Origin of the sequence: Fulvimarina manganoxydans, assembly GCF_900176465.1 — a bacterium.
Lineage (GTDB): Bacteria > Pseudomonadota > Alphaproteobacteria > Rhizobiales > Rhizobiaceae > Fulvimarina > Fulvimarina manganoxydans.
Map to the genome: position 1 here is coordinate 17,621 of NZ_FWXR01000027.1, position 13,671 is coordinate 31,291.

The window sequence follows — 13,671 nt, forward strand, 5'->3', positions numbered from 1 at the left end:
GCCCCTCTCCAATCTGTCGGGAAGTGATCGCCTTGCCGAAGGGCTTTTCAGGATCGGCGGCCCCGCGCAAAGCCGGGCAAAGAAAAAGGCCCGGGCGAATGCCGAGCCTTACGGAAATTCAGAAATGTGGTTCGGTCAGGCCTTCGGCGGCTTGCTGCGATGGGCCCGCCGGCGCCACCACCAGCCGAACAGGGTCAGACCACCGAACATGATCGCAGCCATCAGCGGCCCGCCGGTCGTCGCCGCGACGCATTGGGCGAGCGCCCAGTCGGCCGAGAGGCGGCCGATCGCCGGATCGGCATAGGCAAGATCATGAGCCGCGCAGCACGCGCCCCAGGAGCCTTCGGGCCAGAGGGTGCAATGGTCGATCACGTCGGCACACCTGCGGCCGCCTCGAAGAGCGCGTCGACATCCTCGTCGGTCAAATCCAGCTCGACGGCCATGCCGGCGATATACGGATGATCGCGCCGCCAGCTTTGCGCCGAGGACCACCAGATGCGGACCATGGCGTATTCGGACCCGCCCAGCACGGCCTCGACCTGATCATACAGGCCGGCATTGTAGAGGGCTGTTTTCGCCTGGACGGCGGAGACTTCGAGCGAGATCGCCGGCATGTCCGGCTTAAATCGACGGGCACCCATGGTTAGCCCCTCCACTGCATAATGGTGCCGGAGATTGGCGCGTCCTTGGCGTTAGCCGTGACGTGTTTGTAGACCATGCTGGCACCGGCTGGTTGACCCGTCAGATCCGCAAAGCCCTCATAGATCTTCGTGCCGTCCGTCAGGACAGCTATCTGCTCCAACGCGGCGACGCTGAATGTGACGCCGCCGTCCCGGCTTACGGACGAAATGAGATCGACATTCGGGACGACCGGCGACGACGAAAGAGGCGGCGCGAGCTGGACGGCGACGCGAGCCACAGAAGGGCTTTGAGTCACGGAGCTGAAGACCGAGGAAATGAGGGTCATCGGCGCCGGGGCCCCCTCAAACGTCATCTCTGCCACCCACCATTCAGAGCCGTTCGCCGAGGTGCTGGTTGCCAAAACCCTCCAGTATCTATGAGCGCCCGCTGCGCTCACATCGAAGACCTGGGTATTGCCGCCTGTTTGGGAGAAACCCTGATTGGAATAGGAAACCCAATTGGCGCCGTCATCAGAGTACTGGGCGGCGGCGCTGTAAACGGCATTATTCGTCGCCGAGGCATTCTTAATAATGATTTTTTTGACAACGGTCGCGGCGCCGAAGTCGCGACCGATATACGCATTTCCGTTTACGGGGCTGCCGGACTGAGATGACGCCCAATATGTAGCAGCGTCTCCATCAAAGGCTTTACCCTTCGCGGTGCTCGCACCTTTATCACCCCCCGATATTGGGAGACCGAGGGTCGATAAATTCACATTGACATATTCAAACTGTTTTTTCTGGGCGTTGTGGAGGTGATTCGATGAGGCACCGCTGACATCGCTTGTGTCGGTGTAAGGATCAACGATCCCGTCGACCATATTGAGCCGGTCGCCGCGCAACTCCGCGATATAGAGCGCGTTCAGCCGCGCGGACGATGCGGCGCTGTCCACTTCGGCCGCCATCCCATCGATCTGATCTGAGAGACCGCCGATAGCGTCGTAAACCGGATCGAATGAAACGAAGGCGCTTTCGAAGCCGCTGCCGTCCAAGCTGAACCGGACGAATTTCTCGCCGTTGGCTTCTGCGAAGGCCGGAAACTTGGCCTTGAACCCTGCAAGTGCGGCAATCGCATCCTGCGCGTTGGTCGCATCGAGCCCTTCCACGGGCATGATCGTGACATTGGCCGCGACCACGCCGCCATTGTTCAGTGCGGCGAGCCGGTCCTCAGCGAGCGCCAGCTGATCTTCGAAACCCGAGATCGTCGCGTTGATCTGCGCAATCTGCGGCGTGACCGACTGTTGAATGATGGCCTGCGCCATCGCGGTCCCGGCTTGCTGCGCGGCCGTGTAGCCGGCGGAGATGAAGTCCTCGATCGCAACGAGCCGATCATGGAACAGCGGGATGACGGCGTTCCAGACCTCGGGCGAGATCGTGAAACTGACCGTGACTGCGTAGCCGTCAGAACTTGTCGGCAGAGGTGACGACATCAGCGCCATTCTCCTCGATCATGGCGTTCAACGCGCTGCCGAGAATGCGGAGATCATCACGCGGCAGATAGCGGAAGGCGCCGAACCGAACCGGACGCGAGAGACGCACGCGATATCGGACTTCCGGCTCATAGAGATTGGTTTCGGGTCGTTCGGTCATGTCGGACCTCAATAGGCGTTGAGCTGGATGTCCTGGACGAAGGCCTGCGCCACCACACTGGTGGACGTGCCCTCGACGCGCAGACGCGCGGAGGTTGCCGGCGCCCCGAGCGAAAAGTTAGCGGCATATTGCGACCGGCTCGGCTTGGTCGGGTCCGGCGTCAGCGTCACCGCCGTCGGGTTGATCGTCACGCCGCCCACCATGATCTTCGGATCATAATCGTGGAGGTTCGGGTCGAAGGCGTCGACATTCATTACGACCCGGATGGTCGAGGTCGCGTAGCCGAAGGCGATCTCGTCGGAGATGGCGCGCACGTCCGATCGACACCGGCCGGTCTGAACGCGGGAATAGGTGTCCATTACCAGCATCGGCGCGACGTCCTGCGTTCCGACGAGCGTGCATCTGAGATTGCAGAAGGGCGGCAGATTGGTGAGCGGGTTCGGGTCGCGCCCGTCCATCGGCACCCATTCGTCGGCGCCGATCGGCTTGATGTCCCACGGCCGCGACGTGCCAGCCGGCTCCCAGCCTTCATAGACGAGCTGGATTTCCGTCATGCCGTTTTCGAGCTCGATCGGCTCCATCTGGATTGTGACGCGGCTTTTTCGGAATTTGGCGGCGTAGAGGCGGAAGCTGAAGTCTTCCGTGGTCGAGCCTTGGCTAAAGATGCCGTCGGAGCACTGGAACTTTGTGCCGCCGGTGAAGGTGTTGCCGCTGTTCGCCGCGACCTGATGATTGCCTGTCGTCACCGTGAACCAGGCGTAGCGCTTGCCCGGCTCCAGAAGCGTCGGGCGATCGAAGACGAAGGGCACCCATTGGTTTACGCGCAGATCGGCTTGCTCGACCACGGACTGGGTGATGATCCGGTCATAATGCGGCGTGCCGTCCGGTAGGACTTCGCAAAGGGCGAGCGTGATGTCGCCGGTCGAGCCCACGCGCGTCAGATAGAGGTCGATCCGGGTGGCGACCATCATCTGCGAACTGAGGAAGGTCTGGGCGTAGAGCGCGCCGTTCAGACCGTATGTCTCGGTCGTGTAATAGGTATAGGTCGAGACGATCGTGTCGCGGATGACATTCTGGACGGCATACTGCGCGTGTCCATTGCGGCCGAGCTCGGTGTTGTTCCACGGATTATCCGTCTTGCCGAGCGACTGATATTCCTTGCCGGAGACCGCGAAGATTTCGCCGGCGCGGCGATCGGCGAGATCGGCCGTGTTCCAGCCAGAGGTGTTTTCGCAGACCTTCACGGTCGGGCCATAGCGGATCGACGTCGTCGAGGTCGTGCCGGTGTGGGCGGTCTGGATCGTGTGGACGGTGTTGGAGATGTCCACCCGCCCCGAGCCGAGCGGGCTCTCGATCCGCATCACCTCGTCATAGGCCGGCAGGACATATTTGCCGCCGATCACGACGATATCGGGATTGTCCGGTTGAGCGATGAAAAGCTGGGAGTTGCGCACAGCCGCATAGGGAAAGCGCAAACCTTCCTGGACGCGTACGAGACTGTCCGGGTGCTGCAGGTCCCAGAGGTCTTTGACCAGAGCCTGATCAAACCAGTAATTCCGCGCCTCGTCGGGGAACTGCAGCTCCTGACGCGTGCGGGAGATATCACGCGCGAACTGATCGATCAGGCGCGGATCGGGCATGCGCTCGACAGCCGCCGCGACAGTGGCGAGATCCGTGACGATCGCCTGGGTCGCCTGATAAAGCGTCTCGACCTTGCCCTCGACCACGGTCAGCCGCCCTTCGATCTCGAAGACGGTTTTGACGCGAGCGGCCTGATTGACGACGATGTCTTGCACGCCGGTCGCGGTTACACGGACGAACGCGACGCAACAATTGGTCTCGGCGATCGTCGGCCTCGGCTGAGGTGCCGGGCCGATCGTGCCAGGCTGGACGATCACCTCCGCCTTACGGGTGTGATATTTGACCGTGCCGCGCTGAACGGGCTTGCTCTCGATCAGCGGCTGATCGCTGGTTTCAAACGGACGCTGCACTTCGATCGTCTCTTCGGTGCCGCGAAGGATCAGGGCCAGCCAGCTTTCGTCGCCCCCAGCAAAGGCTCCGAAATATTCCTGCAAGTTCAGCTCGACATTGTCGCCGATCCGATAGACGGGCTTGCCGGTATGAAACTCGCCATCGGACACAACGACCGTCGTGCTGTCGCCGGCCTTCTTCGAAACCGTGATGCGGGCCCAATGGACGGGCCACCCCCACGCGCCTTGATGGATCGCATCAAAATGGTCCCGCGCCTCCTGGGAGATCGCCGTCCAGTCTTTCGGCTGAATGATCTCGGCCTGTTCGAAATCAACGAGCTTCATCAGCTGTCCTCAAAGGTGCGTGCGGTCGACGTAAGCCCCGAAGGGTCGCTCGTCGCCGAAGGTCAGACCGTCGCCAAAGGTCGCCGGGCGGCGCCATGCGAAGGAAACGAGATATTCGGTCTCGGGCGCTTTCGAGACTTTCAGCGCCGTCTTGGCCCGGTTGATTGGCGTCAGATCGACATTTCGCCCGGCCGCCATTCCCGCCGCCGAGCGCCCGGCCACGAAGGCGTTGAACGGCTTCACAAGCGTCACCTTGACGAGATACCGGGCGCGAAAAGGAGGGTGGCCGACGGGCGTGATGCCAGCGGCGGACAGGCCGGCGACGAAGCGCGTCGGGTGGGCGACCACGTCGAGCACCTCGGCATCCACGAATTCGAGATAGCGTCGGGCGCCTTCCCGGGTGCCTTTAAAGTCGGCCAGCCGGGTGCCGGGATAGACCGTCGACGAGCCCTTCGCCTGCGCAACCATCTCGCGCTTTTTCTCGACGGTCCAATCGTCGAACCAGAGATCGACCGAATAATGCCCGGCCAGAAACGGCAGGAACCGCTCCGGTGTCCGATAGGGGTCCATGACCTCTTCCATCGGAATGGGAAGGTCGTCCGACATGGCCCGCGCCATCGCCCGTTCGAAGGGCGCGGCGTTTTGGGCAAGGATCTGATCGACAGTGGTCATGAGCGCACAACGACCTCGACCGTGATTTCGGTGCAGACCGGCACCGAATAGGCATCCGGCGCGATCACGATCGGATTGAGATCGGCGACGGACAGGACATTCGGCCCGTAGGCGGCACCCTGGATCAGTCCGTCCGGCACCTCGCCGGCAATCAGCGTGCGGGCATCGGTCGCCGCCTTGATGCGATCGGCGATTTGCTGACGCACGAGGTCGGCGTCGGGGCCTTGCGGCAGCTCGACACGCACATGCGCCCGATACTCGACGCGCAGAGCCTTGAGCACCGCGACCGAGACCGCCTCCGGCTTGATATGAGGCGCGCGCACGGCCGCCGAGATTGCAGCCCGCTCTGCATCCGAGACCAGCGCGCCAGCCTCACCCATCACCACGACGTCCGTGTCGCCGCGCCGGCCATGTGTGTTGAAGCCAACGACCGCTGCGTGGCCGATTGCCGGCACTGTGGAATAGGCCGCGTAGAGATAGGCGCCTTCAGAGCCTGCGCTCGCTCGATCGAACGAGAACAGATAGCGGAGCAGAAGCCGCTCGTCGGTCTCATAGACTGCCGGCGTGTCGGCCGTTGCTGCCCGCACCAAGAGCCGCTGGACGTTCTGATTGGCGGCGACAGCGTCGAGGTTGCTGCCCTTGGCAAATGCGACGAAGACTGACCGGATGGCGTCATTGACGCGGTATCTGTCGAGAACCCGCGTGTACTGCCACGCCCGGCCGCCAACCCGCCGAATGGGGTTGGCCGCGACTTTCGCGACCGTCCATTCTGGCAATGTCGGGTCGATCGCGCGTTCCGCCTCCCATTCGACCGCGAAGCGATCGAGAAAAGCTTCGATCATCGCCTCGGCCGAGACGATCTCGATGGCATCGGGCGGAGGAAGTCGGGAAACATCAACGATCGAGGGAGCGGATGTCATCGGGCCGAAACTCCCCGATCGTAAAAGTCGAGCCCAAAGGTCCTGACGCCGGCCACCGTAAAGTCCGGCGGCGTGTCATATGCGCCGGGCCGCCAACCGACCTCGATCATGAAACGCGCTTCGCCAAGTCGGATTGTGTCGACATCACCGTTGATTGAGATATGCCGCACCTGAAAGCGAAGCTCCCAGGCGTCGATCGCGGTCATGAGCAATGTCTTAAAGACCATGAAGAGCAACGGCGTCATGCGACGGCCCAAAAGCTCGATCAGACCGGCGCCGAACTCGCGCAGCATGACTTCCTCGCCAAGATAGGTCGTGAAGATCACTTCCACCGATTGAAGCGCCGACCGGTAATTGTCGATCATCTCGCCGGTGCGCCGGTCGAAATCGGCCATCAGGCGCCTGCGCGATCCGCAGCCGCCTTGTCCCTGTCGGCCTTGGCCTTCGCTTCGGCCGCTTCAGCGTCAAGCCGCGCCTGGACCTGCGCCCAATTGGCCGGGTGCTTCCCCTTCTCGGCGATCTGACCGACGCGAAGAAGATGCTGAGCCGCATGGCGCGTCATGGAAACAGTCGTCGCGTTTTTCAGGCGCTTGCCCATGATGGACTCGACACCAGGACGCACATCGAACTCGACGACTTCGTTCGGGTCGGCGACTGGCGCCGCCGATGAAGTCGCGTCGTTGGTCACGGCCACCGGCTGCGAGACAAGCGCGGTCGACGGCTCGGGCGCGGCTGCGTCCGGCTTCAAGGGTGCTTTCGCCATGAGATGATCTCCTGAAGGTCAGGCTTTGGGGGTGGGCACGCCGGATATTCCGCCGCCGGGCATCACTTTCGTATGCTTGTGGCTCGATCCGACATCGAGGCCGTCGTGAGACATCGATCCGCCAACGGTGGTCACGCCCTCGGTCGTGATGTGATGGGTGACATCCCCGCAGATTACGAAGAGGCCGTCCTCGCAGGTGATCGAGAGCCGGCCACCCGCAGCAACCATTCGCACGCCGGCATCGTTGATGAGGACATTCTCGTCCATGTCATCGCTCGGGCTCGGCTGCCTGTCCGAATAGCCGACCCGCAGCGGATAGCCTTGGCGCGGATCGCCGGTCGGGTTCAGGATGCCGACATTCTGCCCGAGATGCATCGGGATCGATGTCTTGCCGCTTTCGGGATGCGGCTGCCAGGGCGACAGGACCGGGTTGCCGTCCAGATCCTTTCCGAGCTGGATGCGATAGCCGCGCTTGGCATCACGTTCGACCACCGGGCCGCGCTGGACCATCTGCCCGATCAGCGTTTCGAGGTGCGAGATGCGTGCCAGAAGCGCCGCGAAATCCGCCTCCGTCATTCAGGCTCACTCGTGGTCGTCACTTCGCGCCCGTCGCCGAGATCGAGGGTGCCGGTAACGAAGGGCGGCGTCTCACGCGTCTGGTCCTGCGCGAGCGGGCCATGGCCAAGCGCCATCAGCTCGTCGGCCGTCAAACCCTGTCGGCGCTGCAGGCGATGCCAGTCGCGGGAATCCGCATCACCGAGAAAGCCGCGCAGAAGGGCGGCCTGCGTCCGGTTGCTTTCGACCGGGCTCGCTTCAAGAGCAGCGAGGAATGTCTCATAGACATGACCGGTCCCAAGCGGCACACCGGGCGCTGGATCACGCATGATGGTGAGCGTCAGCATGATCTGGTGACCGGCGAGACGCTGGCCACCGACCGAGCGCACCGCAAGCGTATCCCGCTTCTCGACCGACAGAACCATGCCGCGCCAGATCTCTGCCCATGAATTATCGGGGTTTGAAAGAGCCCCCATCGCCTGCGCGGCCAGGAGATCGAGATAAAATTCGACATTTCGATCGGTATAGGGAAGGCCCGTTTCGAGGACCTTCTTCCCAGTTGAAGGATCTTCGACCAACATGCCGGCGGCATGGCCGATCTCGATCCCGAGCATCAACTGTTGCGGCGAGCCGAGATCGCGAAACCCGCTTGCACCAGGGCCACGCTCGGCGGACCCATCATAGGTGTAGATCGCGATGAACGGCTTCTTCTGAAGCGTCTTCGGCTGATTGTCGGCGTCGAAGTCGATCGCGCCGTTCTGGCTGTCGAGGACATTGTCACCGACGATTGTCGCACCGCGCAGGGCCTCGACGGCCGCAACGCGGATGGCGTGCCGGACGAGGCTCATTCCTGCACCAGCTGGATAACGAGCCGCGCCCCGCCGCGCGGATCGGCGGAGGCGACCGACCACCATTTGGCACCGGGTCGCTCCAACGGTTTCACCATGTCCCGCTCCTTCACGACGAGATCAGGATAGTCGAGCATCGAGATCGCCAGTTCAGCCGTTCCGGCGGTCATTTCGATCTGCCAGTTCATCGTGTTTCGGGCTGCGGGATTGACGGAACGCGCTGGCGCGAGCTTGAGGCGCCCGACGACCGTCTGCTGCGGCCGGGCGGGATCAACGTCGCCATTCTCGAAAAAGGAGAAGAGGACCTTCTCGCTGAGCACGCCATCGACGGTCTTCGTCAACAGCGTGCGAAAACCGACGATTGGCGAAGATGAGGTCTCGTCGCTCATCAAACGCCTTATCGAAGGAAACCGGCGGTCAGGAACCGTCGGCGCTGAGGTGCTTGTCCCGATGCGATATGGCAGGCCCTTTCGGCTTCTGCGATCGCACGGTCGAGTCGCGTCGGATCAGCCTTCGAAAAGGACACCTCTTCGTCACCCGATTTGACCGAGACTGTCAGAGCACCGGTCGCAAGCCGAAGCCGCGCGGCCTTGAGCGCCTTTAGAAGCGCGCAAGGATCGTCGAGATCGACACCGTCGAGAGGCTGGCCCATGGCGTCAAGCGTCGCCCTGGCCGAGAGCGGCCGTCAGCGCGGCCATGATCTCGGCCTTGGTGTCGGAGGATTTCACCTCGACGCCGCGGCGCGCGGCTTCCGCAATCAGCTCGTCCTTCGTCATCTCATCGAGGTCGCGAACTACAGGCTCGTGATCGCTGGTCTCGATCGACTGACCGGGGCGAAGAAGCCGGCCCTCATGTATGCGAGGTTCGGTGAGAACAACCTTGCCCATCGTCAGGATTTCCTCGCACGAAGGAGAGTCTCAGGCAGGGTGCAGACGAACATCGGATAGGAATAGAGCTCCACCCGGTCCCATGCCTCCCGGCCCGACGGATCGGCCAGCAAGAGGCCGTAATATTCCCGGCCGCGCTGATTGAGATAAGGCTTGAACTCGTTCGCTGGCGAATAGGCGACCTTGAAGGCACCGCGCATGCCGATCGGAAAGAACCGTGCCTTGTCGGTGCCGATCGCGATCGTCGAGCCATCGTCGGTCCCGCGATAGTCGATGAAGACGATCCCCTCGATCTCGATCGCGGAAAAGCCCTCGATCCCTTCGAGCGTCACCGCCCGCTCGGTGCCGAGTTTGGTCTCCTTGATCTGCTTGTGATTGACGAGACTGTCATAGAAGCTCGATCCGCACAGCGCCCCGACGCGGGCGGACGGGGTCCAATTGCCCTTGGAGGCGACGGCCATGGCGCGCTTGATGTCGCGGCATTTCTTGCGAACATCCGTCGTCTCGGTGTCGAGCGCGAAATTGACCTCCGCGGGCTCGGCGACGCCCCAGAAGTCGAACCAGTCGAGAATGACGGTCGATCCATCGGCGTCGAGCACCTTCCCCTGGATCGCCCCGAAGCGCATATGCTCCCAGGTGAGTTCGAGATCGTCCATGATCGAGCCGGTTCGATCGCTGATCTCCTGCGCCACTTCACGGGTCTGCAGCTCGAAAGGCAACGCAGTCACCGCGGCGAGCTCTGCGGCAAAGACGGTCGACCCCTTGGCGAGCCGCACCGTGTCGAACTTCTGAACCTTGGCGCCCTTCGGGACGAGCTCGGCGGGTGGCTCGCCCAGCTGAGAGGTCGGGATGAGCGACATCGTGCCATCCTTCTTGGCAATCGCGATGGTGCGAGAGCGCGAATAGATCGGTTCGAAGAGACCGAGGGAGCCGAGCATCTGCGGCTTGAATTCGATCTTTTCCACGATGTCCTCGTGGAATTCGACGACGCCCCAGGCATTCTGGGCGAAGATATTAGTGACGAGGGCCATGAGGTGTCGGCTCCTAAAGTGAGGTCAGCGGGCAATGATGCCGTGGCTCGCGAGGGACGCGACGGCGGCAGTCTTCTGGGCGTCGGTGACGCCCTCGGCGAAATGCAGGACCTCGGCATGAACCTCCGTGTCTCGGAGGGTCAGCGTCCGGGTGACGTCGGCAGAGGTCGCGTCACAGCCCTCGAAGAGGATCGCCGCGGCGGTCTGGGATCCGTCCGAGGCAGCGGGCGCGAAAGCGACGAACTTCTTCGTCGCCGTGACCTGCCCGAGCACGGCACCGGCTTTCAGCGCACCGGCACCGGACGCAACGACGCCGGTCCCCCGCGAGCGGTAGCCGGTCGCCTCGGACACGATGTAATGGGCAGCGCCCGCAAAACGGTCTTCGGTCAAAACGGTCATGGGTCGGTCCTTTCGTCAGCGCCGCTTGTTGGTGCGCGCGACAGCCTCGGAGAGAGCGGCCGTCGATTTCTGCCTCTCGCCAGCGCCGATACCGGCAGCGGCCAGGCTGTCGGGGATGCTCGCCCGCTCGGTGAGATGCGCCCCGGGGAGCGTTGGGCGCCCGTTGCCCTGGTGAGCGACGCCCGCGGCCGGGCCAGCATCGGCAATGTGCTTGGTCGCAAAGGCCGTCGCCTTCTCGGCCGAGAGGCCTTCGGCCAGAAACTCGACGGCGGCCGACATGCGGGCGGCGTTGCCGGCAATGCCTTCGGCGCCGAGAACGGCCGCGACGTCGGCGATGCCTTCGCTACGACCGGCCTTGCGGCCCTCGTCTCGCGCCGTGGCGACCTTCGCCGCATGCTCGCCCTGGGATGGGCCTTGATGAGCGGCGGGCACGCCTGTCTCATTCTCCATTTTTCTTCTCCTTGAACTTGGCTGACTGGATCGAGCCGATGAGGCCCGCTGAAGATCGGCGAGGACCGCTTCGAAGGTTCCGACCCGATCGGCGATGCCTGCCGCGACCGCTGCCGGACCGACAAAGATGCGGGCCTCGGTCGCAGCGGCCGCTTTCGCGGTCAGTCGTGAACCGCGGCCCTTGCCAACGGCGCTCGTGAAGGCGCCATAGAAGGCGTCGACCTCGGCCTGCAGGTCGGATCGAACGGATTCGGGCAAAGGCTCGAAGGGATTGCCATCGACTTTGTGAGCCCCGGCAAAGATCAGGGTTGGCGTCACGCCTTCCTCGGCGAGCTGGCGGGAAATATCGGCGTGAAGAAGCACCACGCCGATCGAGCCCGATATGCTCGTCTCGCTCGACACGATCTCGCTGGCGCCCGACGCGATCGCATAGGCTGCCGAACAGGCCATGCCATTGACGACAGCTACGGTTCGCTTGGTCTTCGCCAGATCGCGGACCATAGAAGCGGTCTCCATCGCTCCGGTCGCCTCGCCTCCAGGCGACGCCATGTCGAGGATCACCGAATGAACGGCCGGATCGGACGCCGCCGTCTTCAGCTGATGCTGTATGCCCTCATAAGAGGTGAGCCCCGACGAAGCGCCGATCCAGGCCCCGCGATTGACCAGCGAGCCGGTGATCGTGACGATCGCGACGCCGCCCGAGACCCGGTAAGGATTGATGCTGATCGGCTGGCCGTTCGCATCCCGCCGATACGGGTCGCCCTCGAACCGGCTGGCCTCCGGCGACGAAAGGCCGATGCGACCCGATAGGACCGACAGGATGACCTGCGCCTTGTCCGGCGTGATCAAGAGCGGGCGGTTCAGAACGCGATCCGCGATATGAGCCAGAACTGTCATTGAGACCCTCCTCTTGGCGCCGGGCCTCTTTGTGATGCGCCTGCCTGCGGAAGGATGGCCGCCGGCTCCGGATCGAGCATCTGGTCGATGTCCGCCCCTCCATTGGTGACGCCGCCATGAATGGTGAGGTCCTCGCGCCGCGCCTTCTCATAGGCGCGCTGCTGATAGACATCCTCCCAGTCCTCGCCGAGATCGGCGCAGATCTGTTCGTCGGTCATGGTGCCCATCAAGCGGTACATCTCATGGGCCTTGGCGGCCTTCAGCTCGTCGGCGACAGGCTTGGCCGGTCCTCGCCATGTCGCCCGGCAGATCGCCGCCTTGTGCGCAAGAAAAGCTTCGATGCCGCCAGGAATTTCGAGATAGCCATTGTCGATTTCCTCCTCGAGGAAGGCTTCGAGGGCGGCATCGGAGATCGGCACCGGCACATGCTTGCGGCGATAGAGAACCAGCGGCCATTGCTTGGCGATGCCGGCGCGGACCGAGGAATAGGTCGCTCCGCGAAAGTCGCCGGTCAGGTCCTCGAACATCGCACCCGCGCAGCGCGCGATTTCGCGCAGGAGAAAATTCGCGAAGGGCTCGTAATTGGCGTTTGGCGACTTCGACGAATGAAGCATCAGCTTTTCGCCGGGCAGAAGATGAGCAACACCCGATCCCCGCCCGAGATCGATATCGACATTCTGATGCCAGCCGAGCTTCTGGGCCATGAAGGCCATGAAGCCGCCGGGCCCTTCCAGCTGGCCGGTGGCGGTCGGCGCCGGCGACAGGGCGTCGAGAACCTCGCTCGTCGGATAGTCGCTCTCGACGGTGGCGGCGAAGATCGCATGGATCATCGTCGCCGTGAGGGTCGCGTTCGACAGTTGATCATAATCCCGAAGCACTTTCAGGATCGGCGCGAAGGGCGTGATGCCCCGCACCTGTCCCGCCGTGCCGTCGAAGACATGAGCGATGATCGGGCGCCCATAGCCATCGCGGGCGGCCTTGCGAAGTTCGGTCCGCATCCCGAAGCGGGATTTCACCTCGAAGAGGTAGCCTGCCGGTGCGCCATGACCGTCAATGAACACCCCATGATCGAGCCGCTCCAATTCACTGGACTTCTGGCTCAGCCAATGGGCCGGCAGGAGCCGAAGCTTCGTGCGCCATTCGATCCCCGGTCGCTCGATCGAGGGAAGCTCGGCCACTGCCTCGCCGGCACCGAACCAGGAGCGGACGGAGGCCGCCTGGATCTGCGCCAGCGTGTAGCGTCCCCCGGCATCGCAGGCCCAACGGTTCGACGCCCAGGCCTGGAAGCGCCGCTCCGCCCGCCGCGCCCAGGCCGCCGACTGCGCCTCGTCCCATCCGGCCCATGAGAAGTCGGGCTTCAGATTTGGCTTGAGACCGTCGCCGATCATCAACGAGATCATCTGCTCGGTGACACCGGCAATCCAGCCATTGTTGTGGAGCGCATCGACCGCGCGAGCCGCCGCCCGGCCCCAGGCGATGCGAACATCCTCCTTGGCGTCGCGCAGGATCGGCGTCGGGATCGCAAGGATCTGCGCCTCGGGCAGACCGCGCAGATAGCCGGCAGCCGGTTGAGGACGCAGTCCGCCCTCACCGACCGTCAGAGCGCCCCTGACCCGGCTTCCAATCGCTTGCATGAGGCCCATGCCGATCCTTCGATTTAAGAT

18 protein-coding genes are annotated in these 13,671 nt (G+C 63.3%); all 18 read right to left on the bottom strand.

Annotated features, from left to right (window positions below):
* Window positions 1-135 precede the first annotated feature (135 nt).
* From B9A15_RS20075 to B9A15_RS20160, 18 genes are read right to left on the bottom strand one after another with little or no spacing between them, the layout of a single operon-like run.
* A complete protein-coding gene (locus B9A15_RS20075) occupies window positions 136-372 on the bottom strand; it encodes a hypothetical protein (RefSeq protein ID WP_084412384.1) in 237 nt (78 codons plus the stop codon).
* The gene (locus B9A15_RS20080; protein WP_084412386.1) at window positions 369-641 is read right to left on the bottom strand and encodes a hypothetical protein; all 273 of its coding nucleotides are present in this window, start codon (window positions 639-641) and stop codon (window positions 369-371) included. The genes B9A15_RS20075 and B9A15_RS20080 overlap by 4 nt, the downstream gene beginning before the upstream one ends.
* Before the next feature lie 2 nt (window positions 642-643).
* On the bottom strand, window positions 644-2,119 hold the full coding sequence (locus B9A15_RS20085) for a discoidin domain-containing protein (RefSeq protein ID WP_084412388.1): 1,476 nt from the start codon (window positions 2,117-2,119) through the stop codon (window positions 644-646).
* On the bottom strand, window positions 2,082-2,270 hold the full coding sequence (locus B9A15_RS20090) for a hypothetical protein (protein ID WP_084412390.1): 189 nt from the start codon (window positions 2,268-2,270) through the stop codon (window positions 2,082-2,084). Before B9A15_RS20090 ends, B9A15_RS20085 begins: the two co-directional genes overlap by 38 nt.
* 8 nt (window positions 2,271-2,278) lie before the next feature.
* A complete protein-coding gene (locus tag B9A15_RS20095; RefSeq protein WP_084412392.1) occupies window positions 2,279-4,585 on the bottom strand; it encodes a hypothetical protein in 2,307 nt (768 codons plus the stop codon).
* Between the two features lie 9 nt (window positions 4,586-4,594).
* Window positions 4,595-5,257: a phage tail protein I gene (locus tag B9A15_RS20100; RefSeq protein ID WP_084412394.1), complete on the bottom strand. Its 663-nt coding sequence runs from the start codon at window positions 5,255-5,257 to the stop codon at window positions 4,595-4,597.
* On the bottom strand, window positions 5,254-6,177 hold the full coding sequence (locus tag B9A15_RS20105; RefSeq protein WP_084412396.1) for a baseplate J/gp47 family protein: 924 nt from the start codon (window positions 6,175-6,177) through the stop codon (window positions 5,254-5,256). Before B9A15_RS20105 ends, B9A15_RS20100 begins: the two co-directional genes overlap by 4 nt.
* Window positions 6,174-6,572, bottom strand: coding sequence for a GPW/gp25 family protein (locus B9A15_RS20110; RefSeq protein WP_084412398.1), 399 nt, complete (start codon window positions 6,570-6,572; stop codon window positions 6,174-6,176). The genes B9A15_RS20105 and B9A15_RS20110 overlap by 4 nt, the downstream gene beginning before the upstream one ends.
* Entirely contained in the window at window positions 6,572-6,940 is a 369-nt protein-coding gene (locus B9A15_RS20115; protein ID WP_084412400.1) for a hypothetical protein, read from the bottom strand. The genes B9A15_RS20110 and B9A15_RS20115 overlap by 1 nt, the downstream gene beginning before the upstream one ends.
* A gap of 18 nt (window positions 6,941-6,958) precedes the next feature.
* Window positions 6,959-7,516 carry a hypothetical protein gene (locus tag B9A15_RS20120; RefSeq protein ID WP_084412402.1) on the bottom strand — a complete coding sequence of 186 codons (558 nt, stop codon included), beginning with the start codon at window positions 7,514-7,516 and terminating at the stop codon, window positions 6,959-6,961.
* On the bottom strand, window positions 7,513-8,343 hold the full coding sequence (locus tag B9A15_RS20125; RefSeq protein ID WP_084412404.1) for a hypothetical protein: 831 nt from the start codon (window positions 8,341-8,343) through the stop codon (window positions 7,513-7,515). The genes B9A15_RS20120 and B9A15_RS20125 overlap by 4 nt, the downstream gene beginning before the upstream one ends.
* Entirely contained in the window at window positions 8,340-8,732 is a 393-nt protein-coding gene (locus B9A15_RS20130; RefSeq protein WP_084412406.1) for a hypothetical protein, read from the bottom strand. The genes B9A15_RS20125 and B9A15_RS20130 overlap by 4 nt, the downstream gene beginning before the upstream one ends.
* Before the next feature lie 8 nt (window positions 8,733-8,740).
* On the bottom strand, window positions 8,741-8,995 hold the full coding sequence (locus tag B9A15_RS20135) for a gpW family head-tail joining protein (protein ID WP_084412408.1): 255 nt from the start codon (window positions 8,993-8,995) through the stop codon (window positions 8,741-8,743).
* A 4-nt stretch (window positions 8,996-8,999) separates the two neighbouring features.
* A complete protein-coding gene (locus B9A15_RS20140) occupies window positions 9,000-9,230 on the bottom strand; it encodes a hypothetical protein (protein WP_084412410.1) in 231 nt (76 codons plus the stop codon).
* A 2-nt stretch (window positions 9,231-9,232) separates the two neighbouring features.
* Window positions 9,233-10,261, bottom strand: a complete 1,029-nt coding sequence (locus B9A15_RS20145; protein WP_084412412.1) for a major capsid protein — start codon at window positions 10,259-10,261, stop codon at window positions 9,233-9,235.
* 24 nt (window positions 10,262-10,285) lie between these two features.
* On the bottom strand, window positions 10,286-10,660 hold the full coding sequence (locus B9A15_RS20150) for a head decoration protein (RefSeq protein ID WP_084412414.1): 375 nt from the start codon (window positions 10,658-10,660) through the stop codon (window positions 10,286-10,288).
* A 15-nt stretch (window positions 10,661-10,675) separates the two neighbouring features.
* Window positions 10,676-12,007 carry a S49 family peptidase gene (locus B9A15_RS20155; RefSeq protein WP_084412416.1) on the bottom strand — a complete coding sequence of 444 codons (1,332 nt, stop codon included), beginning with the start codon at window positions 12,005-12,007 and terminating at the stop codon, window positions 10,676-10,678.
* The gene (locus B9A15_RS20160; RefSeq protein WP_170923378.1) at window positions 12,004-13,650 is read right to left on the bottom strand and encodes a phage portal protein; all 1,647 of its coding nucleotides are present in this window, start codon (window positions 13,648-13,650) and stop codon (window positions 12,004-12,006) included. Before B9A15_RS20160 ends, B9A15_RS20155 begins: the two co-directional genes overlap by 4 nt.
* Window positions 13,651-13,671: the final 21 nt, after the last annotated feature.

Coding starts and splice junctions, on each gene's coding strand:
- B9A15_RS20080 (WP_084412386.1), bottom strand. CDS start 641: ATGGGTGCCCGTCGATTTAAGCCGGACATGCCGGCGATCTCGCTCGAA.
- B9A15_RS20085 (WP_084412388.1), bottom strand. CDS start 2,119: ATGGCGCTGATGTCGTCACCTCTGCCGACAAGTTCTGACGGCTACGCA.
- B9A15_RS20090 (WP_084412390.1), bottom strand. CDS start 2,270: ATGACCGAACGACCCGAAACCAATCTCTATGAGCCGGAAGTCCGATAT.
- B9A15_RS20095 (WP_084412392.1), bottom strand. CDS start 4,585: ATGAAGCTCGTTGATTTCGAACAGGCCGAGATCATTCAGCCGAAAGAC.
- B9A15_RS20100 (WP_084412394.1), bottom strand. CDS start 5,257: ATGACCACTGTCGATCAGATCCTTGCCCAAAACGCCGCGCCCTTCGAA.
- B9A15_RS20105 (WP_084412396.1), bottom strand. CDS start 6,177: ATGACATCCGCTCCCTCGATCGTTGATGTTTCCCGACTTCCTCCGCCC.
- B9A15_RS20110 (WP_084412398.1), bottom strand. CDS start 6,572: ATGGCCGATTTCGACCGGCGCACCGGCGAGATGATCGACAATTACCGG.
- B9A15_RS20115 (WP_084412400.1), bottom strand. CDS start 6,940: ATGGCGAAAGCACCCTTGAAGCCGGACGCAGCCGCGCCCGAGCCGTCG.
- B9A15_RS20120 (WP_084412402.1), bottom strand. CDS start 7,516: ATGACGGAGGCGGATTTCGCGGCGCTTCTGGCACGCATCTCGCACCTC.
- B9A15_RS20125 (WP_084412404.1), bottom strand. CDS start 8,343: ATGAGCCTCGTCCGGCACGCCATCCGCGTTGCGGCCGTCGAGGCCCTG.
- B9A15_RS20130 (WP_084412406.1), bottom strand. CDS start 8,732: ATGAGCGACGAGACCTCATCTTCGCCAATCGTCGGTTTTCGCACGCTG.
- B9A15_RS20135 (WP_084412408.1), bottom strand. CDS start 8,995: ATGGGCCAGCCTCTCGACGGTGTCGATCTCGACGATCCTTGCGCGCTT.
- B9A15_RS20140 (WP_084412410.1), bottom strand. CDS start 9,230: ATGGGCAAGGTTGTTCTCACCGAACCTCGCATACATGAGGGCCGGCTT.
- B9A15_RS20145 (WP_084412412.1), bottom strand. CDS start 10,261: ATGGCCCTCGTCACTAATATCTTCGCCCAGAATGCCTGGGGCGTCGTC.
- B9A15_RS20150 (WP_084412414.1), bottom strand. CDS start 10,660: ATGACCGTTTTGACCGAAGACCGTTTTGCGGGCGCTGCCCATTACATC.
- B9A15_RS20155 (WP_084412416.1), bottom strand. CDS start 12,007: ATGACAGTTCTGGCTCATATCGCGGATCGCGTTCTGAACCGCCCGCTC.
- B9A15_RS20160 (WP_170923378.1), bottom strand. CDS start 13,650: ATGGGCCTCATGCAAGCGATTGGAAGCCGGGTCAGGGGCGCTCTGACG.